General features: G+C 71.0%; 22 protein-coding genes. 14 read left to right on the top strand and 8 right to left on the bottom strand.

What is annotated here, in order from left to right; genetic code table 11:
- The first annotated feature begins 200 nt into the window (after positions 1-200).
- The 14 genes from ABD329_RS24270 to nuoN are packed head-to-tail and all read left to right on the top strand — an operon-like array spanning position 201 to position 16,449.
- Positions 201-560, top strand: coding sequence for an NADH-quinone oxidoreductase subunit A (locus ABD329_RS24270; protein ID WP_020869381.1), 360 nt, complete (start codon positions 201-203; stop codon positions 558-560).
- A gap of 32 nt (positions 561-592) precedes the next feature.
- Positions 593-1,147 carry a NuoB/complex I 20 kDa subunit family protein gene (locus ABD329_RS24265; protein ID WP_198279837.1) on the top strand — a complete coding sequence of 185 codons (555 nt, stop codon included), beginning with the start codon at positions 593-595 and terminating at the stop codon, positions 1,145-1,147.
- Positions 1,144-1,899 (top strand): NADH-quinone oxidoreductase subunit C, encoded by a 756-nt coding sequence (locus tag ABD329_RS24260; protein ID WP_037955230.1) that lies wholly within the window; start codon positions 1,144-1,146, stop codon positions 1,897-1,899. The genes ABD329_RS24265 and ABD329_RS24260 overlap by 4 nt, the downstream gene beginning before the upstream one ends.
- On the top strand, positions 1,899-3,281 hold the full coding sequence (locus ABD329_RS24255) for an NADH-quinone oxidoreductase subunit D (protein WP_344316890.1): 1,383 nt from the start codon (positions 1,899-1,901) through the stop codon (positions 3,279-3,281). Before ABD329_RS24260 ends, ABD329_RS24255 begins: the two co-directional genes overlap by 1 nt.
- A gap of 17 nt (positions 3,282-3,298) precedes the next feature.
- Positions 3,299-4,108, top strand: coding sequence for an NADH-quinone oxidoreductase subunit NuoE (gene nuoE / locus ABD329_RS24250; protein WP_198278454.1), 810 nt, complete (start codon positions 3,299-3,301; stop codon positions 4,106-4,108).
- Positions 4,108-5,490 (top strand): NADH-quinone oxidoreductase subunit NuoF, encoded by a 1,383-nt coding sequence (gene nuoF, locus ABD329_RS24245; protein ID WP_198278452.1) that lies wholly within the window; start codon positions 4,108-4,110, stop codon positions 5,488-5,490. The genes nuoE and nuoF overlap by 1 nt, the downstream gene beginning before the upstream one ends.
- Positions 5,487-7,976, top strand: coding sequence for an NADH-quinone oxidoreductase subunit G (locus ABD329_RS24240; protein WP_198278451.1), 2,490 nt, complete (start codon positions 5,487-5,489; stop codon positions 7,974-7,976). The genes nuoF and ABD329_RS24240 overlap by 4 nt, the downstream gene beginning before the upstream one ends.
- A gap of 26 nt (positions 7,977-8,002) precedes the next feature.
- A complete protein-coding gene (gene nuoH / locus ABD329_RS24235; RefSeq protein ID WP_214665101.1) occupies positions 8,003-9,328 on the top strand; it encodes an NADH-quinone oxidoreductase subunit NuoH in 1,326 nt (441 codons plus the stop codon).
- Positions 9,321-9,935: an NADH-quinone oxidoreductase subunit NuoI gene (nuoI, locus tag ABD329_RS24230; RefSeq protein ID WP_198278450.1), complete on the top strand. Its 615-nt coding sequence runs from the start codon at positions 9,321-9,323 to the stop codon at positions 9,933-9,935. Before nuoH ends, nuoI begins: the two co-directional genes overlap by 8 nt.
- Positions 9,932-10,864: an NADH-quinone oxidoreductase subunit J gene (locus tag ABD329_RS24225; protein ID WP_198278449.1), complete on the top strand. Its 933-nt coding sequence runs from the start codon at positions 9,932-9,934 to the stop codon at positions 10,862-10,864. The genes nuoI and ABD329_RS24225 overlap by 4 nt, the downstream gene beginning before the upstream one ends.
- Positions 10,861-11,160: an NADH-quinone oxidoreductase subunit NuoK gene (gene nuoK, locus ABD329_RS24220; RefSeq protein WP_046084223.1), complete on the top strand. Its 300-nt coding sequence runs from the start codon at positions 10,861-10,863 to the stop codon at positions 11,158-11,160. The genes ABD329_RS24225 and nuoK overlap by 4 nt, the downstream gene beginning before the upstream one ends.
- Positions 11,161-11,176: 16 nt before the next feature.
- Positions 11,177-13,117: an NADH-quinone oxidoreductase subunit L gene (gene nuoL, locus ABD329_RS24215; protein WP_198278448.1), complete on the top strand. Its 1,941-nt coding sequence runs from the start codon at positions 11,177-11,179 to the stop codon at positions 13,115-13,117.
- 3 nt (positions 13,118-13,120) lie between these two features.
- Positions 13,121-14,800 carry an NADH-quinone oxidoreductase subunit M gene (locus ABD329_RS24210; protein WP_198278447.1) on the top strand — a complete coding sequence of 560 codons (1,680 nt, stop codon included), beginning with the start codon at positions 13,121-13,123 and terminating at the stop codon, positions 14,798-14,800.
- A complete protein-coding gene (nuoN, locus tag ABD329_RS24205) occupies positions 14,797-16,449 on the top strand; it encodes an NADH-quinone oxidoreductase subunit NuoN (protein ID WP_198278446.1) in 1,653 nt (550 codons plus the stop codon). The genes ABD329_RS24210 and nuoN overlap by 4 nt, the downstream gene beginning before the upstream one ends.
- 535 nt (positions 16,450-16,984) lie before the next feature.
- On the opposite strand, the gene ABD329_RS24200 is transcribed toward nuoN, so the two are convergent.
- The 8 genes from ABD329_RS24200 to fahA form a co-directional block, all read right to left on the bottom strand.
- Positions 16,985-19,891, bottom strand: coding sequence for a fumarate reductase/succinate dehydrogenase flavoprotein subunit (locus tag ABD329_RS24200; RefSeq protein ID WP_344316903.1), 2,907 nt, complete (start codon positions 19,889-19,891; stop codon positions 16,985-16,987).
- A 167-nt stretch (positions 19,892-20,058) separates the two neighbouring features.
- Positions 20,059-20,850 carry an ABC transporter ATP-binding protein gene (locus ABD329_RS24195; protein ID WP_198281195.1) on the bottom strand — a complete coding sequence of 264 codons (792 nt, stop codon included), beginning with the start codon at positions 20,848-20,850 and terminating at the stop codon, positions 20,059-20,061.
- Positions 20,847-21,749 carry an ABC transporter permease gene (locus tag ABD329_RS24190; protein ID WP_246619051.1) on the bottom strand — a complete coding sequence of 301 codons (903 nt, stop codon included), beginning with the start codon at positions 21,747-21,749 and terminating at the stop codon, positions 20,847-20,849. Before ABD329_RS24190 ends, ABD329_RS24195 begins: the two co-directional genes overlap by 4 nt.
- The gene (locus tag ABD329_RS24185) at positions 21,746-23,104 is read right to left on the bottom strand and encodes an ABC transporter substrate-binding protein (RefSeq protein WP_198281196.1); all 1,359 of its coding nucleotides are present in this window, start codon (positions 23,102-23,104) and stop codon (positions 21,746-21,748) included. The genes ABD329_RS24190 and ABD329_RS24185 overlap by 4 nt, the downstream gene beginning before the upstream one ends.
- Positions 23,105-23,115: 11 nt before the next feature.
- A complete protein-coding gene (locus ABD329_RS24180; RefSeq protein ID WP_014054080.1) occupies positions 23,116-23,343 on the bottom strand; it encodes a 4Fe-4S dicluster domain-containing protein in 228 nt (75 codons plus the stop codon).
- A gap of 51 nt (positions 23,344-23,394) precedes the next feature.
- Positions 23,395-24,165 (bottom strand): GntR family transcriptional regulator, encoded by a 771-nt coding sequence (locus ABD329_RS24175; protein ID WP_198282289.1) that lies wholly within the window; start codon positions 24,163-24,165, stop codon positions 23,395-23,397.
- Between the two features lie 228 nt (positions 24,166-24,393).
- Positions 24,394-24,900 (bottom strand): hypothetical protein, encoded by a 507-nt coding sequence (locus tag ABD329_RS24170; RefSeq protein ID WP_198282290.1) that lies wholly within the window; start codon positions 24,898-24,900, stop codon positions 24,394-24,396.
- Between the two features lie 60 nt (positions 24,901-24,960).
- Positions 24,961-26,211, bottom strand: coding sequence for a fumarylacetoacetase (gene fahA / locus ABD329_RS24165; protein ID WP_344316889.1), 1,251 nt, complete (start codon positions 26,209-26,211; stop codon positions 24,961-24,963).
- Between the last annotated feature and the right edge of the window lie 130 nt (positions 26,212-26,341).

Here is a 26,341-nt window from a genome sequence, read left to right as displayed (position 1 = left end):
CCGACTTCATGATCCTTCGTCAGGTGGTGGAGATCACAAAGACGTTGTCGTACCCCGTGTCGCAGATCACAGACCGACGGGCATAGGATGCAGGCGAAACGGGCTTGTGAACTGCCTCACATGTGCGCGATCTTCGTGGGGCGGCGGCATGTCCGTGCGGTCCGCCAAGCAGTCATCGTCGACTGAAGGGAGCGAGGACGGTGAACGCATACGCGCCCATCCTCGTACTGGGAGCCCTCGGGGCAGGTTTTGCGATCTTCTCGGTTTTCATGGCCGCGATCATCGGCCCCAAGCGCTACAACCGGGCCAAGCTCGAAGCCTATGAGTGCGGCATCGAGCCGACTCCGCATCCGGCCGGCGGTGGGCGCTTCCCCATCAAGTACTACCTGACGGCGATGCTCTTCATCGTCTTCGACATCGAGATCGTCTTCCTCTACCCCTGGGCCGTCACCTTCGACGCCCTCGGCCTGTTCGGGCTCGTGGAGATGCTCCTCTTCGTGCTCACGGTCTTCGTCGCCTACGCCTATGTGTGGCGCCGTGGCGGCCTGGAGTGGGACTAAAAGGGCTCTAGAGGAGATAGGGGAAACATCGCATGGGTATCGAAGAGAAGCTCCCGAGTGGGTTCCTGCTCACCACCGTGGAACAGGCCGCCGGGCTGGCCCGCAAGTCCTCCGTCTTCCCGGCCACCTTCGGCCTGGCCTGTTGCGCCATCGAAATGATGACCACCGGCGCGGGGCGCTACGACCTCGCGCGCTTCGGCATGGAGGTCTTCCGCGGCTCGCCCCGCCAGGCGGATCTGATGATCGTCGCCGGGCGCGTCAGCCAGAAGATGGCCCCGGTGCTGCGCCAGGTCTACGACCAGATGCCGAACCCGAAGTGGGTCATCTCCATGGGCGTCTGCGCCTCCTCCGGGGGGATGTTCAACAACTACGCGATCGTGCAGGGCGTTGATCACATCGTCCCGGTCGACATCTATCTGCCCGGCTGTCCGCCGCGGCCCGAGATGCTCATGGACTCGATCCTCAAGCTGCACGAGAAGATCCGCGAGGAGAAGCTCGGCGTCAATCGCGAGCGTGCGGCCCGTGAGGCGGAGGAAGCGGCGCTGAAGGCGCTGCCGACGATCGAGATGAAGGGGCTGCTGCGTTGACTGAGGCTAATGGGGTCAACCCCGGGGCCAACGGGGTCAACCCGGACAAGGACCTCAACGCCGAGAACCTCCCCGGCCGCCGCGGCGACCAGGGCGAGCCCATCCGCGTCCAGCGCGGGATGTTCGGCGCCAACAACGGCGGCGACACCACCGGCTACGGCGGGCTGGTGCGCCCCGTACGGCTGCCCGGCCAGGCCACCCGGCCGTACGGGGGCTGGTTCGACGAGGTCGCCGACGAGCTCGAGGGCGCGCTCGAGGAGCAGTCGCTGCTCCCGGAGAACGCGATCGAGAAGACCGTCGTGGACCGCGGTGAGCTCACCTTCCACATCGCCCGGGAGCACCTGCCGCGGGTCGCCCGCACCCTGCGCGACGACCCGGCGCTCCGCTTCGAGCTGTGCACCGGCGTCAGCGGGGTCCACTTCCCCGGCGACAAGGGACGTGAGCTGCACGCGGTCTACCACCTGCGGTCGATCACCCATGGCCGGGTGCTGCGGCTGGAGGTGAGCGCTCCGGATGACGACCCGCACATCCCGTCGATCGTCGATGTCTATCCGACCAACGACTGGCATGAGCGCGAGACCTACGACTTCTTCGGCCTGATCTTCGACGGTCATCCCGCGCTGACGCGGATCATGATGCCCGACGACTGGCAGGGCTTCCCGCAACGCAAGGACTACCCGCTCGGCGGCATCCCCGTCGAGTACAAGGGCGCCCAGATCCCGGCTCCGGACCAGCGGAGGTCGTACAGCTGATGACTGCCCCCCACGCCCACCCGTCACCCGGCCACCACCCCTCAACGGGGCCCTCCGGGCCGCAGCCGTCCTCCGCCTCGGCACGCGAGACCACGGAAGGCACCGTCTACACCGTCACCGGCGGCGACTGGGACGAGGTCGTGGCCGCCGCGGCGAAGGCCGACGACGAGCGGATCATCGTCAACATGGGTCCGCAGCACCCCTCCACCCATGGAGTGCTCCGGCTGATCCTGGAGATCGACGGTGAGACGGTCACCGAGGCCCGCTGCGGAATCGGTTATCTGCACACCGGAATCGAGAAGAACCTCGAATTCCGGAACTGGACGCAGGGCACCACCTTCGTGACGCGCATGGACTATCTGACGCCCTTCTACAACGAGGCGGCGTACTGCCTGGGCGTCGAGAAGCTGCTCGGCATCGAGGACCAGGTGCCGGACCGCGCCTCGGTGATCCGGGTGCTGCTGATGGAGCTCAACCGGCTCTCCTCGCACCTGGTGGCCATCGCCACCGGCGGTATGGAGCTCGGCGCGACCACGATCATGATCTACGGCTTCCGGGACCGCGAGCTGATCCTGGACATCTTCGAGCTGATCACCGGTCTGCGGATGAACCACGCGTACATCCGGCCCGGCGGGCTCGCCCAGGACCTGCCGCCGGGGGCGGTCGACCAGATCCGGGCCCTGCTGAAGACGATGCGGAAGAACCTGCCCGAGTACGACAAGCTCGCCACCGGGAACCCGATCTTCAAGGCCCGGCTCCAGGACGTGGGCTACCTCGACCTCGCCGGCTGCATGGCGCTCGGCGTGACCGGCCCGATACTGCGGGCCACCGGGCTGCCGCACGATCTGCGCAAAACCGATCCGTACTGCGGCTATGACACCTATGACTTCGAGGTGCCGACCGCCGAGACCTGCGACGCCTACGGCCGGTTCCTGATCCGGCTGGAGGAGATGCGCCAGTCGCTGCGGATCGTCGAGCAGTGCCTGGAGCGGCTGGAGCCGGGCCCGGTGATGGTCGCGGACAAGAAGATCGCCTGGCCCGCGCAGCTCGCGCTCGGCCCGGACGGTCTCGGCAACTCCCTGGACCACATCAAGAACATCATGGGCACCTCCATGGAGGCCCTGATCCACCACTTCAAGCTGGTGACCGAGGGATTCCGGGTCCCGCCCGGACAGGCGTACGCGGCGATCGAGTCGCCCAAGGGCGAACTGGGCGCCCATGTGGTCAGCGATGGCGGCACCCGCCCGTATCGCGTCCACTTCCGCGACCCGTCCTTCACCAATCTTCAGGCCGTGGCGGCGATGTGCGAGGGCGGCCAGGTCGCCGATGTGATCGTCGCTGTCGCGTCCATCGACCCCGTGATGGGAGGAGTGGACCGGTGACTGATGTCCAGCTGGGGATGCCGGAGCTGCCGGCCCCCGACTACCCGGCCGAGGTGCGCACCCGGCTCGAGGAGGACGCCCGGGAGGTGATCGCCCGCTACCCGGACAGCCGCAGCGCGCTGCTGCCGCTGCTGCACCTGGTGCAGTCCGAGGAGGGCCATGTCACCCGCACCGGCATGCGGTTCTGCGCCGAGATGCTGGGCCTGACCACCGCCGAGGTCACCGCGGTCGCCACCTTCTACACGATGTACCGGCGCAAGCCCTCCGGCGACTACCAGGTGGGGGTGTGCACCAACACCCTGTGCGCGGTGATGGGCGGCGACGCGATCTTCGAGGAGCTCCAGAGCCATCTGGGGGTGGGCAACGGGGAGACCACCGAGGACGGCAAGGTCACCCTGGAGCACATCGAGTGCAACGCGGCCTGCGACTACGCACCCGTGGTGATGGTCAACTGGGAGTTCTTCGACAACCAGACCGTCGAATCCGCCAAGGCGCTGGTCGACGAGTTGCGGGCGGGCCGGCCCGTCGAGCCGACCCGGGGCGCGCCGCTGTGCACGTACAAGGAGACCGCCCGCATCCTGGCCGGCTTCCCCGACGCCCGTCCGGGCGCCGTCGAGGCCGGTGGCTCCGCGGGGCCCGCCTCGCTGGTCGGGCTGCGGCTGGCCAAGGGGGAGGTGACCCCCGGCCGGGTCGTCTCGCCGAGGTCCGCGGACGCCCCGCAGGACGAGGCTCCGCCGACGCATCCCAGCTCGCATGACGCGCCGCAGCGGACCTCCGCCTCCGATCCGCACCACCCGGCAGGTCCGGTCGCCGAGGAGGGGGAGTGATGACCGTGACAACCGAGATCAATGGGCACAGCCCCGAGAAGCTGCTGGCACCCGTGCTCTCCGCTTTCTGGGACCAGCCGAACTCCTGGTCCCTGCGCACCTATCTGCGGCACGAGGGCTACGAGGGCATGCGCAAGGCCCTCGCGATGGACCCCGACGCGGTGATCGCGCTGGTGAAGGACGCGGGTCTGCGCGGCCGCGGCGGCGCGGGCTTCCCCACCGGAATGAAGTGGCAGTTCATTCCGCAGGGCGACGGCAAGCCGCACTATCTCGTCGTCAACGCGGACGAGTCGGAACCGGGCACCTGCAAGGACATCCCCCTTCTCTACGCCAATCCGCACTCCCTGATCGAGGGCATGATCATCGCCTGTCATGCCATCCGCTCCGAACACGCCTTCATCTATCTGCGGGGCGAGGTCGTCCCCGTGCTGCGTCGGCTGCACGAGGCCGTGCGCGAGGCGTACGAGGAGGGCTACCTCGGCACCGCGGAACAGCGGCGGCGGAAGCTCGGGGTGGACGGACTGCCCGGTCTCGACATCACCGTGCACGCGGGCGCCGGTGCGTACATCTGTGGTGAGGAGACCGCGCTGCTGGACTCGCTGGAGGGCCGCCGCGGCCAGCCCCGGCTGCGGCCTCCCTTCCCCGCGGTCGCCGGTCTGTACGCGTGCCCCACTGTTGTCAATAACGTCGAATCCATCGCCTCGGTTCCCGCGATCCTCAACAAGGGCAAGGAATGGTTCCGTTCGATGGGCAGCGAGAAGTCCCCGGGCTTCACGCTCTACTCGCTGTCCGGCCATGTGGCCAACCCCGGACAGTACGAGGGCCCGCTCGGGATCACCCTGCGCCAGCTGCTCGACATGAGCGGCGGGATGCGCCCGGGCCACCGGCTGAAGTTCTGGACCCCGGGCGGCTCGTCCACCCCGCTGCTCACCGATGAGCACCTCGATGTCCCGCTGGACTACGAGGGCGTGGGCGCGGCCGGGTCGATGCTGGGCACCAAGGCGCTCCAGTGCTTCGACGAGACCACCTGTGTGGTGCGGGCCGTGACCCGCTGGACCGAGTTCTACGCGCATGAGTCCTGCGGCAAGTGCACACCCTGCCGCGAGGGCACGTACTGGCTGGTCCAGCTGTTGCGCGACCTGGAGGCCGGCAAGGGGCGCATGGACGACCTCGACAAGCTGGCCGACATCGCCGACAACATCAACGGCAAGTCCTTCTGCGCCCTCGGCGACGGCGCGGCCAGCCCCATCTTCTCCTCGCTGAAGTACTTCCGCGAGGAGTACGAGCAGCACATCACCGGCGGGGGCTGTCCGTTCGACCCGGCCAAGTCGACCGTCTGGGCCGACGAGCCGCGCTCCACTCACCTGGGGGTGAACGCATGACCGTGACCACCAACGCACCCTCGTCGGGCGGGGAGGCGGCGGTGCCGCGAGAAGATCTGGTCTCCGTCACCATCGACGGGATCGAGATCTCCGTCCCCAAGGGGACGCTGGTCATCCGCGCCGCCGAACTGCTCGGCATCGAGATCCCGCGGTTCTGCGACCATCCGCTCCTCGACCCGGCCGGCGCCTGCCGCCAGTGCATCGTCGAGGTGGAGGGCCAGCGCAAGCCGATGGCCTCCTGCACCATCACCTGCACCGACGGGATGGTGGTCAAGACGCAGCTCACCTCGCCGGTGGCCGAGAAGGCCCAGCGCGGGGTGATGGAGTTGCTGCTGATCAACCACCCGTTGGACTGCCCGGTCTGCGACAAGGGCGGCGAATGCCCGCTCCAGAACCAGGCGATGAGCGCCGGACAGGCCGACAGCCGGTTCGAGGGCCAGAAGCGGACGTTCGCCAAGCCGGTCCCGATCTCCGCCCAGGTGCTGCTGGACCGCGAGCGCTGTGTGCTGTGCGCGCGCTGCACCCGCTTCTCCAACCAGATCGCGGGCGACCCGATGATCGAGCTGCTGGAGCGGGGCGCGCTCCAGCAGGTGGGCACCGGGGAAGGCGACCCGTTCGAGTCGTACTTCTCCGGGAACACCATCCAGATCTGCCCGGTGGGCGCCCTGACCTCGGCGGCGTACCGCTTCCGCTCCCGCCCCTTCGACCTGGTCTCCTCGCCGAGCGTGTGCGAGCACTGCGCGGGCGGCTGCGCCACCCGCACCGACCACCGGCGCGGCAAGGTCATGCGGCGGCTGGCGGCGGACGACCCCGAGGTCAACGAGGAGTGGATCTGCGACAAGGGGCGCTTCGGCTTCCGCTACGCCCAGCTGCCGGAGCGGCTCACCACCCCGCTGGTGCGCGACCGCGAGACGGGGAAGCTGGAGCCGGCGAGCTGGCCCGAGGCGCTGGACGCGGCGGCCGATGGGCTCAGCATGGCGCGCGGCCGCACCGGCGTGCTCACCGGCGGCCGGCTGACCGTCGAGGACGCCTACGCCTACGCGAAGTTCGCGCGGCTCGCCCTGGACACCAACGACATCGACTTCCGGGCCCGGCTCCACAGCGACGAGGAGGCCGACTTCCTGGCCACCCACATCGCGGGCCGGGGGCGTGACATGGACGGCGGCGGACTCACCTACTCCGCGCTGGAGAAGGCCCCGGCCGTGCTGCTGGTCGGGTTCGAGGCCGAGGAGGAGTCGCCCGGCGTCTTCCTGCGGCTGCGCAAGGCGCACCGCAAGCACGGACAGCGCACCTTCTCGCTCGCCACTCACGCCACCCGGGGCCTGGAGAAGGCGGGCGGCACCCTGCTGCCGGCCGCCCCGGGCACCGAGACCGAGTGGCTGGACGCCATCGCGGGCCGCACCGGTCTGGACGCGGACGGCGAGCGGGCCGCCGAGGCGCTGCGCCAGGAGGGTGCGGTGATCATCGTTGGCGAGCGGCTGGCGTCCGTGGCCGGCGGACTCACCGCCGCCGTACGGGCCGCCGCCGCCACCGGGGCCACGCTCGCCTGGATTCCGCGCCGGGCGGGGGAGCGGGGCGCGATCGAGGCGGGGGCGCTGCCCGGGCTGCTGCCCGGCGGCCGCCCGGCGCACGATCCGCGGGCCCGCGAGGAGGTCTCCTCCGTCTGGGGCACCGCCGACCTGCCGCACCAGGTGGGCCGGGACACCGGCCAGATCATCGAGGCCGCGGCGGTCGGCGGGCTGGGCGCGCTGCTGGTCGCGGGCGTCGAGGTCGCCGACCTGCCCGATCCGGCGCGGGCCCTGGAGGCCCTGGACGCGGTGGACTTCGTGGTCAGCCTGGAGCAGCGGCCCTCGGAGGTCACCGAGCGGGCCGATGTGGTGCTGCCGGTCGCGGCGGTCGTCGAGAAGTCCGGCACCTTCCTCAACTGGGAGGGCCGGGCCCGGCCGTTCGAGGCGGCGCTCAAGCCCGACCAGATGACCCGCCGCCACACCCTCCCGGACGCCCGGGTGCTGCACATGCTGGCCGACGCGCTGGACGCGCCCCTGGACCTGCCGGACGTCGAGGCGGTACGCGCCGAGATGACCCGGCTGGGCAGCTGGCAGGGCCCGCGTGCCACCGCCTCGCTGGAGACGGGCGGTCCGCTGCCCCGGCCGGCCGAGGGCGAGGCGGTGCTCGCCGGCCACCGGCTGCTGCTCGACCAGGGCCGGCTCCAGGACGGTGATCCGGCGCTGGCCGGGACCCGCCACGCGGCGGTGGCCCGGCTGTCGGCGGCCACGGCGGATGCGGCGGGGGTCGAGGACGGCCAGCTCGTCCGGGTCACCGGCCCGGCCGGCTCGGTCCAACTGCCGCTGAGCGTCACCGCGATGCCCGACCGGGTGGTCTGGCTGCCGCTGGCCTCCGTCGGCTCCGGTGTCCAGCGCGACCTGGGGGCCCGCCCCGGCGATGTCGTGACGATCACTGCCCCCGCGACGGAGGTGACCCAGTGAGGATTCTCGCCGCAGAGGACCTGTCGATGTTCGGCCGCGATCCGTGGTGGCTGATCGTGATCAAGGCCGTCTTCTGCTTCGCGTTCCTGATGGTGACCGTGCTCATCTCCATCGTCATGGAGCGCAAGGTGGTCGGCTGGATGCAGTTGCGCATCGGCCCCAACCGCCACGGCCCCTGGGGCATGCTCCAGTCCCTCGCGGACGGCGTGAAGCTGATGCTCAAGGAGGACGTGGTCGTCAAGGGCGCGGACAAGGTGGTCTACGTCCTGGCGCCGGTCGTCGCGGCCATCCCCGCCTTCATGGCGGTCGCGGTGATGCCGTTCGGCCCGGCCGGCGGCGAGGTCTCGGTCTTCGGGCACCGCACCGCGATGCAGCTGACCGATCTGCCGATCGCCGTCCTCTACATCCTCGCCACCGCCTCGGTCGGCATCTACGGCATCGTGCTGGCCGGCTGGTCCTCCGGATCGACGTATCCGCTCCTGGGGGGCTTGCGCTCCTGCGCCCAGATGATCAGCTACGAGATCGCGATGGGGCTCTCCTTCGCGGCGGTCTTCCTCTACTCCGGGTCGATGTCGACCTCGCAGATCGTGGAATCGCAGCAGGACCGCTGGTACGCGGTGCTGCTGCCGGTCTCGTTCCTCATCTACATCGTCTCGATGATCGGTGAGACCAACCGGGCGCCGTTCGACATGCCGGAGTCCGAGGGCGACCTGGTCGGCGGCTTCAACACCGAGTACTCCTCGATCAAGTTCGCGATGTTCATGCTCGCCGAGTACATCAACATGGTCACCGTCTCGATGGTCGCCGTCACCCTCTTCCTCGGTGGCTGGCGGGCGCCCTGGCCGATCAGCACCTTCTGGGAGGGCGCCAACCACGGCTGGTGGCCGCTGCTGTGGTTCGTCGGCAAGGTCGTGACCTCGCTGTTCGTCTTCATCTGGGTGCGCGGCACGCTGCCGCGGGTCCGCTACGACCAGTTCATGAAGCTGGGCTGGAAGGTGCTCATCCCGATCTCGATGGTCTGGCTGATGCTGGTCGCCACCGTCCGGGCGCTGCGCAACGAGAACTACGACTACCAGGACATCGTGCTCTACGTGGGCGGCGCGGTGATCGCGCTGCTGCTGCTGTCCTTCGTGGTCGACTTCTTCCGCGACCGGTCGGCGCAGGCCGAGGCCGGAGCGGAACAGGGACCGGAGCCCGCCTTCGATCCGATGGCGGGAGGTTTCCCGGTGCCGCCGCTGCCCGGCCAGACCTTGCCGCCCGTCCCCCGCCGACGTCCGCGCACCGAGCGTGAGTTGATTGTCAGTGGTGGCCCCGACACTGTAAGTGACGGAAAGGAGGCCGACGGTGTCTGACTTCCAGAATCCGGTGGCCGGCTTCGGCGTGACCTTCAAGGCCATGTTCAAGAAGCGGCTCACCGAACAGTACCCAGAGGTGAAGAAGCCCACCGCGCCCCGCTTCCACGGACGCCACCAGCTCAACCGGCACCCGGACGGGCTGGAGAAGTGCGTCGGCTGCGAGCTGTGCGCCTGGGCCTGCCCCGCCGACGCGATCTATGTGGAGGGCGCGGACAACACCGACGAGGAGCGCTACTCCCCGGGCGAGCGCTACGGCCGCGTCTACCAGATCAACTATCTGCGCTGCATCCTGTGCGGTCTGTGCGTCGAGGCGTGCCCCACCCGGGCGCTCACCATGACCAATGAGTACGAGCTCGCCGACCGCACCCGCGAATCGCTCATCTACACCAAGGAGGAGCTGCTCGCGGGCCTCGAGGACGGGATGGTCGACTCCCCGCACGCCATCTACCCCGGCACCGACGAGCAGGACTACTACCGGGGCCTGGTGACCGAGGCCGCGCCCGGCACCACCCAGCAGGTGGCGGTCAGCAAGGGCGAGACCCTGTCCGACCAGGCAGCGGGGAACGAGGAGTCGCAGGACCGGCAGCGGGGGGTGCAGGCATGAGCGGCGGCGCTCTGGCCGCGGCGGCCTCCACCACCTCCACCGGTGAGGCCCTCCAGTTCTGGGTGCTCGGCACGGTCGCCGTGATCGGCGCGCTGTGCACGATCCTGATGCGCAAGGCCGTGCACAGCGCCCTGTGCCTGGCGGGCACCATGATCGTCCTGGCGGTCTTCTACCTCGCCAACGGCGCGTACTTCCTGGGCGTCGTCCAGATCGTCGTCTACACCGGCGCGATCATGATGCTCTTCCTCTTCGTGGTGATGCTGGTCGGTGTCACCGCCGCCGACTCCCTCAAGGAGACCCTGAAGGGGCAGCGCTGGCTCGCCGCCCTCTGCGGGCTCGGCTTCGGCATCCTGCTGTGCGCCGGGATCGGCAATGCCTCGCTCAAGACGTGGAACGGCCTGGGCCAGGCCAACTCCGGCGGCAATGTGGAGGGCCTGGCGTCGCTGATCTTCACCAAGTACGTCTTCGCCTTCGAGATCACCGGCGCGCTGCTGATCACGGCGGCGGTCGGCGCGATGGTGCTGACCCACCGCGAGCGCACCGAGCGGGCCCGCACCCAGCGCGAGCAGTCCGAGGCGCGGGTGCGCACCGGTCGGAACGTGCCGCCGCTGCCGGCCCCCGGTGTGTACGCGCGGCACAACGCGGTGGACATCCCCGGTCTGCTGCCCGACGGCACCCCGTCCGACCTCACCGTCAACGCGACGCTGCGCGGCCGCGGTCAGATCCGGGACGTCTCCAGCGAGGCGCTGGCCGAGCTGGCGGCGCTGGAGCAGCGCTCGCAGCGCTGGCTGGGCCGGAAGCACGAGACCGGCAAGCCGTCCGGGAACGCCGGGAAGTCAGGGACTTCCAAGAACGGCGCGAACGGCGCGAACGGTGAGAACGGTGAGAACGCGGGCAGTGCGCCGAACCCGAGGGGAGTCGCCAAGTGAATCCGGTCAACTACCTCTACCTGGCCGCCCTGTTGTTCACCATTGGTGCGGCCGGCGTCGTCATCAGGCGGAACGCGATCGTCCTCTTCATGTGCGTCGAGCTGATGCTGAACGCGTGCAACCTGGCGTTCGTCACCTTCTCCCGGCTGCACGGCAATCTCGACGGCCAGATCATCGCCTTCTTCACGATGGTCGTGGCCGCGGCGGAGGTCGTGGTCGGTCTCGCGATCATCGTGACCATCTTCCGCTCCCGCCACTCGGCCTCGGTCGACGACGCCAGCCTGATGAAGCTCTAGAAGGGGTCGCGTTCAAGTGGAGAACCTCATCGGATTGCTCGTCGCGATCCCGCTGCTCGGCGCGGCCCTGCTGCTGTGCGGAGGGCGGCGGCTGGACGGCAAGGGCCACTACATCGGCACGGTGCTCGCCGGCGCCTCCTTCGTCATCGGCGCCGTGCTCTTCGCCGACATGCTCGGCCGCGGCGAGCACGACCGGGCCCTGCACAGCAAGGTCTTCAGCTGGATCCCGGTGGGCGGCTTCCGCGCGGACGTCGCCTTCCAGCTCGACCAGCTGTCCATGACCTTCGTCCTGCTGATCACCGGTGTGGGCACGCTGATCCACATCTACTCGATCGGCTATATGGAGCACGACGAGCGCCGCCGCCGCTTCTTCGGCTATCTCAATCTCTTCCTCGCGGCGATGCTGCTGCTCGTCCTCGCCGACAACTACCTGCTGCTGTACGTCGGCTGGGAGGGCGTCGGCCTCGCCTCGTACCTGCTCATCGGCTTCTGGCAGCACAAGCCCAGCGCGGCCACGGCGGCGAAGAAGGCGTTCATCGTCAACCGCGTCGGCGACGTCGGCCTGTCGATCGCGATCATGCTGATGTTCACGACGTTCGGGACCTTCACCTTCGCCCCGGTGCTGGCCAACGCGGGTGACGCGAGCGAGGGCAAGCTCACCGCGATCGGGCTGATGCTGCTCCTCGCGGCCTGCGGCAAGTCGGCCCAGGTGCCGCTCCAGTCCTGGCTCGGGGACGCGATGGAGGGCCCGACCCCGGTCTCGGCCCTGATCCACGCGGCGACCATGGTGACCGCGGGCGTGTATCTGATCACCCGCTCCGGCGCGATCTTCAACGCCGCCCCGGACGCCCAGGCCGCGGTGGTCGCGGTCGGCGCGGTCACGCTCCTCTTCGGTGCGATCGTCGGTTGTGCCAAGGACGACATCAAGAAGGCCCTGGCCGGGTCCACCATGTCGCAGATCGGCTACATGATCCTGGCCGCCGGGCTCGGCCCGATCGGCTATGTCTTCGCGATCATGCACCTGGTGACCCACGGCTTCTTCAAGGCGGGGCTCTTCCTCGGCGCCGGTTCGGTCATGCACGCCATGAACGACGAGGTCGACATGCGCAAGTACGGCGGTCTGCGGAAGTACATGCCGGTCACCTTCATCACCTTCGGGCTCGGCTATCTCGCGATCATCGGCTTCCCCGGGCTGTCCGGCTTCTGGTCCAAGGACAAGATCATCGAGGCGGCGTTCGCCAAGGGCGGCACCGAGGGCTGGATCCTCGGCGGCGCGGCCCTGCTGGGCGCGGCCATCACCGCGTACTACATGACGCGGGTGATGCTGCTGACCTTCTTCGGCGAGAAGCGCTGGGGCACCACGCCCTCGCCCGAGGAACCCAGCGCCGAGCCCGCCGCCGAGTCGGCCGGGGCGCACGCCGAGCCGCATCCGCACGAGTCGCCCTCGTCCATGACCATCCCCATGATCGTCCTGGCCGTGGGATCGGTCTTCGCGGGCGGGCTGTTCAGCGTCAACGACGCGTTCCTGAAGTGGCTGGAGCCGGTCACCGGCCACAGCCACGGCGACTCCCCGCTCAGCGCCGCGGCGGTCACCGCCGGGACGATGGTGGTGCTGGTGATCGGTGTCGCCCTCGCCTGGGCGCAGTACGGACGCCGGCCGGTGCCGCGCACCGCACCCCGCGGATCGCTGCTCACCCGGGCCGCCCGGCGCGATCTGCTCCAGGACGACTTCAACCATGTCGCGCTCGTCAAACCAGGCCAGTACCTGACCCGCGGTCTGGTCTATGTCGACCACAAGCTGGTCGACGGGGTGGTCAACGGCACCGCGGCCTCGGTCGGCGGGCTCTCCGGCCGGCTGCGAAGGCTACAGAACGGCTATGCCCGTACGTACGCGGTCTCGATGTTCGGCGGTACGGCGGTGCTCATCGCCGCGACCCTGCTGATGAGGGCGGTCTGAGTCATGTCATTTCCCCTGCTGACGGCCACGGCCGTGGTGCCCGCGCTCGGCGCGGTGGCCACCGCCGCCGTGCCCGCCGCCCAGCGCGCCGCCGCCAAGTGGGTGGCGCTGGGCTTCTCCCTGGTCACCCTCGCCCTCGCGGCGGTCGTGCTGGTCCGCTTCGACCCCGGCGGCGCCCGCTTCCAGCTCACCGAATCCCACGCCTGGATCAAGGACTTCGGCGTCCGCTACGAACTGGGCGTGGACGGGATCGCGGTCGCGCTGATCGCGCTCACCGCCGTGCTCATCCCCTTCATCATCCTGGCGGGCTGGCATGACGCCGATCCACTGGAGGGCGCCCGCCCCAACCGCCGCTGGCGGCCCACCCAGGGCTTCTTCGCGCTGATCCTGATGGTCGAGGCGATGGTGGTGATCTCCTTCGAGGCCACCGACGTCTTCCTCTTCTACATCTTCTTCGAGGCCATGCTGATCCCGATGTACTTCCTCATCGGGGGCTTCGGGGACCGGGCCGGGGGCCGCTCCGAGGAGGAGACGGCCACTCAGCGCTCCTACGCCGCGGTGAAGTTCCTGCTCTACAACCTGGCGGGCGGGCTGATCATGCTGGCCGCGGTGGTCGGTCTGTACGCGGTCACCGCCGATCAGCTCGGCACCGGCACCTTCTCGCTCCAGGAGATCGTCCAGGCGCGGGCGGGCGGCCATCTGGACATGGCGACCAGCACCGAACGGCTGCTCTTCCTCGGCTTCTTCTTCGCCTTCGCGGTGAAGGCGCCGCTGTGGCCGCTGCACACCTGGCTGCCCAACGCGATGGGGGAGTCCACCGCCCCGGTCGCCGTGCTGATCACCGCGGTGGTCGACAAGGTCGGCACCTTCGCGATGCTCCGCTTCTGCCTCCAGCTCTTCCCGGAGGCCAGCAAGTGGGCCACCCCGGCGATCATGATCCTGGCGCTCATCAGCATCATCTACGGGGCGCTGCTGGCGATCGGCCAGCGGGACATCAAGCGGCTGATCGCTTACGCCTCGATCTCCCACTTCGGCTTCATCATCCTGGGCATCTTCGCGATGACCACCCAGGGCCAGGGCGGCGCCACCCTCTACATGGTCAACCACGGCATCTCCACCGCCGCGCTGATGCTGGTGGCCGGATTCCTGATCACCCGGCGCGGTTCGCGGCTCATCGCCGACTACGGCGGGGTGCAGAAGGTGGCCCCGGTGCTCGCCGGCACCTTCCTGATCGGCGGGCTCGCCACCCTCTCGCTGCCCGGGCTCGCGCCGTTCATCAGCGAATTCCTGGTCCTGGTCGGCACGTTCAGCCGCTATCCGGCGCTCGGCGTGATCGCGACCGTCGGAATAGTGCTGGCGGCGCTCTACGTCCTGATCCTCTACCAACGCACCATGACCGGTCCGGTGAAGGCCGAGGTGCGGGCCATGCCCGATCTGCGGGTGCGTGAGCTGATCGTCGTGACCCCGCTCATCGCGCTCCTGATCTTCCTCGGGGTCTATCCGAAGCCGCTCGCCGACATCGTCAACCCGGCGGTCGACCACACGATGTCCGTGGTGGACAAGAAGGATCCCAAGCCCGATCACCCCGTGACCGATGCGGGCTGGTTCAGCTACAGCCCGATGCCCGAGGGCGCCCATCACGGCGGTGCCCACCACGACGGTGCTTCCGGAGGTGCCAAGTGACCCACGCGGCCACTGTCCACAGCCTGTGGACAACAGCGGCGGCGGCGCCCGACAAGATCCCGTCGCCCGATATCGAGTACGGCCAGCTGTCGCCCACGCTGATCGTGCTCGGCGCCGCGATCGTCGGCGTCCTGGTCGAGGCGTTCCTTCCGCGCCGCCAGCGGTACGTGGCGCAGCTCTTCGTCTCCGTGGTCGCCCTGGCCGCGGCCTTCGCCGCCGTGATCGGCCTCGCCGCCGGTGACTACGGCACCAGCAAGGCCCGTATCGCGGCCATGGGTGCGATCGCGGTCGACGGACCGGCGCTCTTCCTTCAGGGGACCATTCTCCTGGTCGCGCTGGTGGCGGTGTTCACCTTCGCCGAGCGGCGGCTGGATCCGGTGGTGCACGGCAACCGCGTCGACTCCTTCGCGGCCCAGGCCGCCGCCGTGCCCGGCGGCGACGCCGAAAAGGCCGCCGTCAAGGCGGGGTTCACCACCACCGAGGTCTTTCCGCTGGTCCTCTTCGCGGTCGGCGGCATGCTGGTCTTCCCGTCCGCCAACGATCTGCTGACCCTCTTCGTGGCGCTGGAGGTCTTCTCGCTGCCGCTGTACATCCTGTGCGCGCTGGCCCGCCGCCAGCGCGCGCTGTCGCAGGAGGCCGCGGTCAAGTACTTCCTGCTGGGCGCCTTCTCCTCGGCGTTCCTGCTCTTCGGCATCGCCCTGCTGTACGGCTACGCGGGCACGGTCTCCTACTCCGGGATCGCGGACGTCGTCGACGGCCAGGTCAGGAACGTCACCCCGGCGCTCGCCGGAACCATGGGCAATGACGCGCTGCTGCTGATCGGCGGGGCGATGGTGCTGATGGGGCTGCTGTTCAAGATCGGCGCCGTGCCGTTCCACATGTGGACGCCCGACGTCTACCAGGGCGCCCCGACCCCGGTGACCGGCTTCATGGCGGCGGCCACCAAGGTCGCGGCCTTCGGCGCGCTGCTGCGGCTGCTGTACGTCGTCCTGCCCGGGCTGCGCTGGGACTGGCGGCCGGTGATGTGGGGCGTCGCCATCGTCACCATGCTGGGCGGCGCGATCGTGGCCGTCACCCAGACCGATGTGAAGCGGCTGCTGGCGTACTCCTCGATCGCCCACGCCGGGTTCATCCTGGCCGGTGTCATCGCCACCACGCCCGACGGCATCTCCTCCGTCCTCTTCTACCTGGCCGCGTACTCCTTCGTGACCCTCGGCGCCTTCGCGGTGGTCACCCTGGTCCGGGACGCGGGCGGCGAGGCCACTCACCTGTCCAAGTGGGCCGGCCTCGGCCGCCGTTCGCCCCTGGTGGCCGCCGTCTTCGCGGTCTTCCTGCTGGCCTTCGCCGGTATCCCGCTGACCAGCGGCTTCGCCGGGAAGTTCGCGGTCTTCAAGGCGGCGGCCGACGGTGGGGCGGGTGCGCTGGTGGTGATCGGTGTGATCTCCTCGGCGGTCGCCGCGTTCTTCTACATCCGGGTGATCGTGCTGATGTTCTTCAGCGAGCCGCGCACGGACGGCCCGTCCGTGGCCGTGCCGAGCCCGCTGACCTCGTCGGCCATCGCGATCGGCGTAGCGGTCACCCTCGTCCTGGGCATCGCCCCGCAGTACTTCCTGGACCTCGCGAGCCAGGCGGGAGTCTTCGTCCGCTGACCACGCGACCCCAGGGGGTTGAGCCCCCTGCCCCCGGCCGGGCCCGGACACCAACACGGTGCCCGCGCCCGGCCGGAGCCGTTCCCCACCCGTCCCTTCCCGGACCGGGGACTTGCGCCCCCGGACCCCGCCCCGGCGGGCGCGACGCTGTCCGGGGCGGGCCGGGGGCGGAGGAGTCCTCTGTGCCGCCCTATCCGGGGTCAGGGGTTCTGCCCTTGGGCTCCCGGCGGGGCAGGGACACCATGACGGTGTCCTCACCGGGCGGAGTCTCCCCCACCCCGCCCCTTCCCGAACGGGGGCTGCGCCCCGGTAGGGAGATCGCGACGGCGTCCGGGGGCGGGAGCTGCCCCCGCCGCCCTTCCCGGATCCATGGCCTCCGGCCCTTGGTCCGGGCCGGGGGACGTCTTCCAGCCCCTCCGGCGATTGAGGAGCGGGGTCCGGGGCGGAGCCCCGGCGGGGGGGAGGGGGGCGGAGGCCCCGGTTTCGGGAAGGGGCGGGGAGGGGCGAGCCCGCCGCAGGCGCGGCGCGTCGACCGCTAGGCCGTCGCCTTGGCCGCGTACGCACGGACATCCGCGTCCGGGTCGGCGCGGACCGAGGACAGGGCCTCCCGAGCGGCCGGTTCCCGCTCCGCCAAGGGCAACAGCGCCAAGACCGCCGCCTTACGGACATCCGCGTGCGGGTCGGCCAGGGCACGGCCCAGCGCCGGTATCCCGAGCCCCGGCGACGCCGCGGCCAGCGCCGTCGCCGCCCCCTTGCGCACCTGCCAGGCGGCATCATCCAGCGCCGCCACCGCCTCGGCGTCCAGCGGCGCCGGGCACCCCGCCGAGGCCAGGGCCTCCAAAGCGGCGGCCCGGACAAGGACGTCCGGGTCCCGCAGCAGCGGCGCGAGCAGCCGCCGGGCATCCGCCGCCCGCCCGCCAGCAGCATCCGCTGCCCGCCCGCCAGCAGCATCCGCTGCCCGCCCGCCAGCAGCATCCGCTGCCCACACGCCAGCAGCATCCGCTGCCCGTCCGCCAGCAGCATCAGCCGCACGCCCGCCAGAAGCCAGAGTCCCCAGCGCCCCCGCCGTCGCCACTCTCACCTCACGCGACGCGTCCACCGCTCCCGGCTCGAGCGCGGTGAGCGCGTCCTCCGACACCAGCCCCCGTATGGCCTGGATACGGACCCCGACCGCCGCGTCGTCCGTCAGCGCCCCCGCGAACAGTTCCGCGTCGCCGAGGCCCAGCGCGCGCAGGACGTTCAGCGCCGCGGCCCGCACCACCGGATCGGCCACAGCCAGCCCGTGCACCAGGGGTTCGCGCAGAGCGGGCTCCGGGGGCAGCACCTCGACCAGCTCGCGCAGCGAGGCCGCGGCATCGGCGCGTACCCCGGCGTCCGTGTCGGCCAGGGCCGCCGCCAGGGCCGGGCCGGTGCCCGGCGGCGCGGTCTCGGTCAGCGCGGCGACGGCGGCCCGGCGCACCGCCGGGTCGGGGTCGGCCAGATAGGGCCGGAGCGCGGCGAGTTCGGGCTGCTCCTCGGCGAGGGCGAGCAGTTCGAGGATGCGCGGCGAGGCGGCGGTGAGGGCCGTACGGACGGCCGAGACGTCCGTGACCTCCTCACCGACCTCCTCACCGACCTCCTTACCGTCCTCATCCACCCGTCCCGCCCCCGCCCCCGCCCCCGCCCGCGGCGCACTCTCGCGCGGCCCCGCCGTGGCCACCTGCTCCGGCCGCACCTCCCCGAGCGGGCGGGACGGCCCGCCCGTGGGCGCGTACTCCGCCACCGGGACGAGATACGGGGCGACGGGACGCGCGGTGAACTCCATCGCCCCGGACGCCGACTTGCGCAAGTCCAGATGGCGCAGCCAGCCCTCGTCATCGCGCAGCGGATGGTCGGTCCGCTCGTGGTAGAGCCCCCACCGGCTCTCCGTCCTGGCCAGCGAGGACCGCGCGGCCATCTCCGCGCAGTCGCGGATGAAGCTCACCTCGGCGCAGCGCATCAGCTCATGCGGCGTATGGGCACCCATAGCCGCGATGTCCCCGCGCATCCGCTCGAACGCCTCGACGGCGAGCGACAGCCGGGCGCCGCTCTTGGGCGGCGCCACGTAGTCGTTGACCAGGCGCCGGAGCTTGTACTCGACCTGCGGCTGCGGTGGCCCCCCGGGGTTCCGCAGCGGGGCGTAGATCAGCTCATGCGCCTCGGCGAGCTGCTCCGGGGGCAGTTCGCCCCGGTACGCCGTCTGACGGGAGGCGTCCTCGCCCGCCAGATCGCCGAAGACAAAGGCGCCGATCATGTAGTTGTGCGGTACGCAGGCCAGGTCACCGGCCGCGTACAGCCCGGGGACCGTGGTCCGGGCGTGGGCGTCGACCCGTACCCCCGAGGCCGAGTGGCCGCCGCACAGCCCGATCTCGGAGATGTGCATCTCCACGTCATGGGTGCGGTAGTCATGGCCGCGCCCCGCGTGGAAGGTGGCGCGGGTGGGGCGTTCGGTGGAGTGCAGGATGGACTCCAGCGCGGCCACCGACTCCTCCGGCAGATGGCTGAGCTTGAGGTAGACCGGGCCGCGCTCGCTCGCCACCTCCGCCGCGAACTCCGACATCATCTGCCCCGACCAGTAGTCGGAGTCGACGAACCGCTCACCGCGCCGGTTGACCTGGTAGCCGCCGAAGGGATTGGCGACATAGGCGCAGGCCGGGCCGTTGTAGTCCTTGATCAGCGGATTGATCTGGAAGCATTCGATCCCGGTCAGCTCGGCGCCCGCGTGATACGCCATGGCGTAGCCGTCGCCCGCGTTGGTGGGGTTCTCGTAGGTGCCGTAGAGATAGCCGCTCGCGGGCAGGCCGAGCCGCCCGCAGGCGCCGGTGGCCAGGATCACCGCACCGGCGCGCACGGTGACGAAGTGGCCGGTGCGGGTGTGGAATCCGGCGGCGCCGACGGCACGGCCGCCCGCGGTCAGCACCCGGACCGGCATCACCCGGTTCTCGATGCGGATCCGCTCGCGCATCTCACGCCGCCGCAACTGCCGGTACAGGACCTTCTTGACGTCCTTGCCCTCGGGCATCGGCAGTACGTACGAACCGGAGCGGTGCACCTGGCGGACCGCGTACTCGCCGTGCTCGTCCTTCTCGAACTTCACGCCGTACCGCTCCAGCCGCTTGACCATGGCGAAGCCGCGGGTGGCGGTCTGGCGCACGGTGGACTGGTCGACGATGCCGTCGTTGGCGCGGGTGATCTCGGCGACGTAGTCATCGGGTTCGGCCCGGCCGGGGATGACGGCGTTGTTGACGCCGTCCATGCCCATGGCGAGCGCGCCCGAGTGGCGGACGTGCGCCTTTTCGAGGAGGAGGACGGAGGAGCCGTGCTCGGCGGCGGTGAGCGCCGCCATGGTGCCGGCCGTGCCGCCGCCGATGACGAGGACGTCGCAGGTCAGCTCCTCGGCCGCGGAGAGGGCTGGGATCTCCACGGTCGCGGCGTCCGCCGCGTGCTCCCTGTCCGCCGCGTGCTCCCCGTCCGCCACGTGCTTCCCGTCCGCCACGTGCTCCCCGTCCGCCACGTGCTCCCCGTTCTCCGGGTGCTCCCCGGGCTCCGGACGCTTCCTGTGCTCCCTGTTGTTCACGCCAGTTGGGCCTTTCACATGCCGAGGGATTCGAGGACCTGACGGCGCAGCGCGATGGTCGCCGCGGCGTCATGGGCGGCGCGCTCGCGCGGATGCGGGATGTCCAGCACCCGGCCGCCGCCCTCCGTGCCGCCCAGCAGCGCCACCCGGTCGCCGAGGAACAGCGCCTCGTCCACGTCGTGGGTGACGAAGACGACGGTGGCACGGGTGCCCTGGAGCACCTCGACCAGCAGCCGCTGCATCCCGGCCCGGGTCTGTGCGTCGAGCGCGCCGAACGGCTCGTCCATGAGGACGGCGCGCGGCTCGCCGACGAGCGCCCGCGCGAGCTGCGCGCGCTGCCGTTGGCCGCCCGAGACCCGGTGCGGCAGCCGCCCGCTGTGCTCGGCCAGCCCGACGCGCTCCAGCCACGTCCCGGCCCGGCCGCGGCGCTCGGTGCGCGGTACGCCCCGTATGGCGAGCGGGAGTTCGACGTTGGCGCGGAGGGTGCGCCAGGGCAGCAGCGCGTCCTCCTGGAAGATCAGCGCCCGGTCGGCGTGCGGCCGGGTGATGGCGGTGCCGTCCTGGGTGACCCGCCCGCCGAGGACCGGCAGCAGCCCGGCGAGGGTGCGCAGGAGGGTGGACTTGCCGCATCCGGACGGGCCGACGACCGTAAGGATGTCACCGGGCGCGACGTCCAGGTCGAGACCGTGGAGGACGGGTGCGCCGGGGCGGCCGAGTGCGGCGTCCTCCAGGCGCAGCCGTACGCCCGGCGGGGCGGCTTCGGCGGCCGGCGCGGCCGGGGTGGTGGTGACGTCGGATGTGCTCACGGGGTGGCTGCCTCCTTGCGCGCGGGCGCCGGCCGGCCCGTGGTCTCCGTACGGGGCAGCCATCGGGTCAGCCGCCGTCCGGCCAGCTCGACCGCCGTGGAGGTGAGCCAGCCGAGCATGCCGATCGTGGTCATGCCGACGAAGACGCCCGGGTAGTCGACGATCGTGTAGTCCTGCCAGGTGCGGTAGCCGACCCCGTAGGCCCCGGAGATCATCTCGGCGGAGATCACACAGATCCATGAGACGCCGATGCCGACGGAGAGCCCGCCGAGGATCCCGGGCAGCGCCCCGGGCAGGACGACGGACACCAGGATGCGTCCGCGCCCGCCGCCCATGGTCAGCACCGCCTCCTCCCAGACGGGGGCCAGCGCGCGGACCGCGTGCCGGGTGCTCACCATGACCGGGAAGAAGGCGGCGGTGAAGGTGATGAAGATGATCCCCTGCTCATTGCTGGGGAACATGAGGATCGCCACCGGCACCAGCGCGATGGCCGGGATCGGGCGGCACACCTCGAGGACGGGGCCGAGCAGATCGGAGACGAGCGGGGAGCGGGCGATGGCGGTGCCGACCGCCACACCCAGGACGGCGGCCAGCGCGAAACCGGTGAGGACGCGGCTGAGCGAGTCGGTCAGATCCTGCCAGTAGGCGCCGGTGCCGAGGCGATCGGCGAACTCCCGGACCACATCGGTGGCGGAGGGGAACTGCGCGAAACGCAGCCACAGGTTGACGTCGAGGGCGGTGAGCAGCTGCCACAGTCCGAGCGCGGCCAGCAGCGAACCGGCGCGCAGGGTGTAGCGGACCCAGGGGCGCCGCCGAAGCGGCCGGGGCGCGGCGGCACCCCGGGCTCCGGGGCCCTCCGGGGCCGGACGGGGCCGTACGGACGAGGCGGGCGCGCTCATCGGGCCGCCGCCAGGGCCGCCGGGTAGCTGAGGGTACGGGCGCCGGGGTGGTCGGCCATCCACGTGCGGGCGTTGTCCGGGGTGACGAAGGCCCGCAGGTCGTGGCCGTCGCGGACCCAGATCGCCCGGTCCGCGAACCACCGGGTGCCGGTGGCCGCGTCGGGCACGTAGGCGGCCCGGACGCGGCCGCGGTGGCTTCCGGCGAAGCGCAGCAGCTCGGTGGGGGTGGCGAAGGTGCGAAGCCGGTCCTCGCCCTTGAGCCAGAGCTGGTTCGGGGAGGCGGGCGGAGTGGCGCGCAGCGCCTTGGCGTAGGCGTCCGCGCTTCCGTACGCCCGTTTGAGATAGCGGTCGTCGACAAAGGACGACACATCGACCGGGCCGACCAGTTTCGCGTCCCGCAGCACCGGGACGTCCTTCTTGAGCGCGGCGGTCAGCCGTGGCTTGAGGGTCGGGTCGAAGGTCGCGATGCCGCCGGTGCCGTTGTAGAGATAGACCACTTCGGGCGGCAGCCCGGTCGCGGTGGCGACCTTACGGGCGGCGTCGAACGGATGGGCGCGCAGATAGCGGGTGGCGTCGATCTGGGCGGCGAGGAACGCCTGGACGACGGCCGGGCGTTCGTCGGCGAACGCCTTGCGCGTGGTGACCCCGTGGAAGGTGGGGAGGTTCAGCCGGGCGCCGTCGTACAGCGCCTTGGCCTTGCCCTGGAAGGCGAGCAGCCCCGGCCAGGCCACGAACTGCGAGAGGGCGTCCGCGCTGCCCGCCTCCAGGGCCGAGGCGCCCACGGCGGGCTGCTGGTTGAGCTTGTGGATGCCGCCCTCGGGGTCGATGCCCGCCTGCCGCAGGGCGCGCACGAGCGTGCCGTCCGCGGCGGAGCCGACGCTGGTGGAGACGTTCTTGCCGCGCAGCCCGGACAGGGCGCGCAGCTTGGAGCCGGGCGCGGTGAGGACCGTATTGAGGCCGCCGCGCAGGTTGTAGCCGGTGACGGAGACGAGGCGGGTCGGCGCGTTCAGCTGGGTGCCACGACCGGAGTTGATCAGGAGCGGGAAGTCGCCCATCGATCCGATGTCGACCTTACCGGCGACCATCTGCGCGGTGATGGGCGCTCCGGTGGCGTAGTCCTCCCACTTCACCTTGTACGTATGGCCGTCGCGGCGGCCCAGGGCGCGCAGTTCGCGTTCGAAGGCCCCGAGCGAGCGCAGCAGGGTGCCCGCGGTCACGGTGTTGATGGTCTTGGACTGGTAGCCGACGGTGACGGTCACGGTCTTGCCGTCCGCGTCCGCGTTGCCGCCGCAGCCGGTGAGGGACAGCAGCAGGGCGCCGGCCGCGAGGGCCGACGGAAGGGTCGTGCGCTGCATCGAGGGGCCTTTCACCTCAGGAGATAGGGCATGTTGACCGTGACCGCGCCGGTGGGACAGCGGGCGGCGCACGGGCCGCAGTACCAGCACTCGTCGACGTGCATGTACGCCTTACCGCTGTCGGGGTGGATCGCGAGGGAGTCGAGGGGGCACATGTCCACGCACAGGGTGCAGCCGTCGATGCACTTGGACTCGTCGATCGTCACCGGAACATCGGCACGCTGGGGCGCCAGAGGCATGGCTGTCTCCAGGGAAGGGCGTGAAGGGGCGGAGGGTGTGGTGGGTGGGTCTCAGGCGGTGCGGCGCGACTGGCCGCTCATGGTGATCCGGTCGCCGCGGAACCGGATGAATTCCAGGTCCACCGGGCGTCCGTCGCACAGATGGGTGAGCCGCTCCAGCATCAGGACCGCCGCACCGCGCGGGGCCTGTAGGACGGCGGCCGAGTGGGCGTCGGCGTTGACGGCCTCGAGGGTGATCTCGGCGGTGCCCAGGGGCTGTCCGGTGATCTTCTCGATCAGCCGGAACACATCGGTGTTCTCCAGGTCGGCGCCGATGAGGTCGGCGCCGATGTCCATCGGGAGGTAGGTGAGGTCGAGGGAGAGCGGGAGTCCGCCGAGCCGCCGCAGCCGCTCGACGTAGAGGACATCGGTACGGGCGGGGACGCCCAGCCGGTCCGCGACGCAGGCGGGCGCGGGGACGGGGCCGACGGTGCGCACCTCATTGGTGACCCGGCCGTGCTCGTGGAGGGTCTCGGCCAGGCCCATCAGCCGGTCCAGGCCGTGCGGGTACTTCTCCGCGACCACGACCGTGCCCACCCCGGGCTGCCGCTCCACGAGCCGCTCGGAGCGCAGCAGGTCGAGCGCCTGGCGCACGGTGTTGCGGGAGGCGCCGTAGTCCTGGCCGAGCGCGTCCTCCAGGGGGAGCACACCGCCTGGGAAGCCACCGGTGAGGACCTGGTGGCGGAGCAGGTCGGCGAGTTGCCGTGCCCGGTCGGCACGGAGCCGCCGGCGGCGCGCGGCGGCGACCGGCGGGGCGTGCTCGCGGGGGCGTTCGGCTGGCATCGGCCGGCTCCGGGGGTTCGCTGGTCGGCGGGGTCGTATCGGGACCATACCGACGGGCCCGGGCCAATGGTGTTGCCGAAGTATTGCGCCACCTGACGGCGGCTTTCCTACCGCTTCTGCCTGCGGTTTCGCGTCCGCGGCGGCAAGATCTGCCACTGTGCGCGGCGGGCCCCCGGCGCGCCTGCGCGCCAGGGGCCCGGGGTGCCGGAGGGGGTCCGGCGCCGTGGTTCAGCCGGTCGGGAGGTCGGTCGGCACATCGGTCGGCACACCGCTCGGGAGGCCGGAGGGCAGCGACGTCGGCATGCCCGAGGGGAGGTCGCCGGGCGTCGCCTTGATGAAGGTGTCATTCTTGGCGAGCGCGTCCCAGTCGACCGTGAGGGTCTTGCCGTCCGCGCTCGCGGTGACCTTGCCCGCGCTGCGGTCGGTGTTCCCATCGGCGCACTTGAGCATGAGCATCTTCCCGCCCATGTCGGCGTACTCGCCGTTGCAGATGTGCTTGTCGGCCATCAGGACGGCCTTCTTGCCGCTGATGGACAGGATGGCGGCCCCGTCACCGGCCTTCGCCACATAGGTGCCGGAGACCTTCGTGTCCGCGCCCCCCTCCGCCGGGGCGCTCGACGCGGAGGAGGGGTCCTTGGAGGTGTCCTTCTTGTCGTCGCCACCGTCACTGCCGCATGCGGTCAGCAGCAGGGCGGCCGCCGCCACCGTGCCGGCGATGCTCACTGCCTTCTTCACGTGCTTCTCCTCGGTCGTCCGGGATCGTCAGGGCAGGAGCACGACAAATTAGCAGCCGCGTCAGGGCGTGGCGGGGACGACCTGGCCGGTCACCTCGCCCAGGCCGATACGGGTCCCCTGCGGGCCCGGCGCCCAGGCCGTGACGGTCACCTCGTCGCCGTCCTCCAGGAAGGTGCGGGTGCCGTCGGGGAGCCGCAGGGGCTGGCGGCCGCCCCAGGTGAGTTCGAGGAGACAGCCGAGCTCGTCCGGTCGCGGGCCGCTGACCGTGCCGGAGGCGAAGAGGTCGCCGGTGCGCAGCGAGGCGCCGTTCACCGTCAGGTGGGCGAGCTGCTGGGCCGGGGTCCAGTACATGGCGGAGAAGGGCGGGCGGGAGATCGTGTGGCCGTTGAGGGCGACCTCCAGGCGCAGATCGAGCCCGCCGGGCTCGGTGGCGCCGTCGTCCAGGTAGGGGAGGGGCGGGACATCGCGGGCGGGAGGGCTGGTACGGGCCGCGGTGAGCGCGTCCAGCGGGGTGACCCAGGCGGCTAGGGAGGTGGCGAAGGACTTGCCGAGGAAGGGGCCGAGCGGGCGGTACTCCCACGCCTGGATGTCGCGCGCGGACCAGTCGTTGAGCAGACATACGCCGAAGACGTGGTCGTGGAACCCGGAGAGCGGCACCGGTGTATTCACAGTGGAAGGGGCGCCGACGACGAAGGCCACCTCCGCTTCGAAGTCGAGGCGGAGCGAGGGGCCGAAGACCGGAGTGGGGGAGGAAGCGTGTGGTGCGGAGGTATCGGCCGGGGGCAGATGCTGGCCCTGCGGGCGGACGATGGGCGTGCCCGAGACGAGGATGGTGCCGGCCCGGCCGTGGTAGCCGATCGGCATGTGCTTCCAGTTGGGGGTGAGCGCCTCGCCGTCGGGGCGGAAGATCCTGCCCGTGTTGGTGGCGTGGTGCTCGCTCGCATAGAAGTCGGCGTAGTCGGCCACCTCGAAGGGGAGGTGGAGCGCCACGGTGGGGAGGGGGTGCAGCAGGGGCTCGATGGTCGAGCGGTGTGCCGGGTCGGTGAGCCAGTCGAGCACCTCGGCGCGCACGGCCTGCCAGACCGGACGGCCCGCGGCCATCAGCGGGTTGAGGGTGTCGGCGCCCAGCGGCTCGGCGTGCGGGGAGGCGGTGGCGGCCGCGGCGGCGCCCACGTCCAGCACGTGGTTTCCGTAGCGCACCCCGATTTTCCGCAGATGAGGAGCGTGCGGCGCGGTGAAGACGCCATAGGGGAGGTTGTGCGGGCCGAAGGGGTCGCCTTCGGGCAGGTCCAGCGGGGATCGCTGCGGCATCGGGGCTGCCTCGCCTTCTCCTCGTCACTGTGGGACGCAGCACACCCTAAGGCGCGGAGGGCGCGGGCAAGGCCCAGGGCATTGCCGGTGGCCAGGGCGGCGCCGGAGGCCGGGCCCGGACGACGCGGGA

The organism is Streptomyces javensis (assembly GCF_039525925.1).
In the GTDB taxonomy this organism is placed as follows: Bacteria; Actinomycetota; Actinomycetes; order Streptomycetales; family Streptomycetaceae; genus Streptomyces; species Streptomyces asiaticus.
Note: the sequence above shows the minus strand (reverse complement) of the source record. Positions and strands in the feature narration are given on the sequence as shown.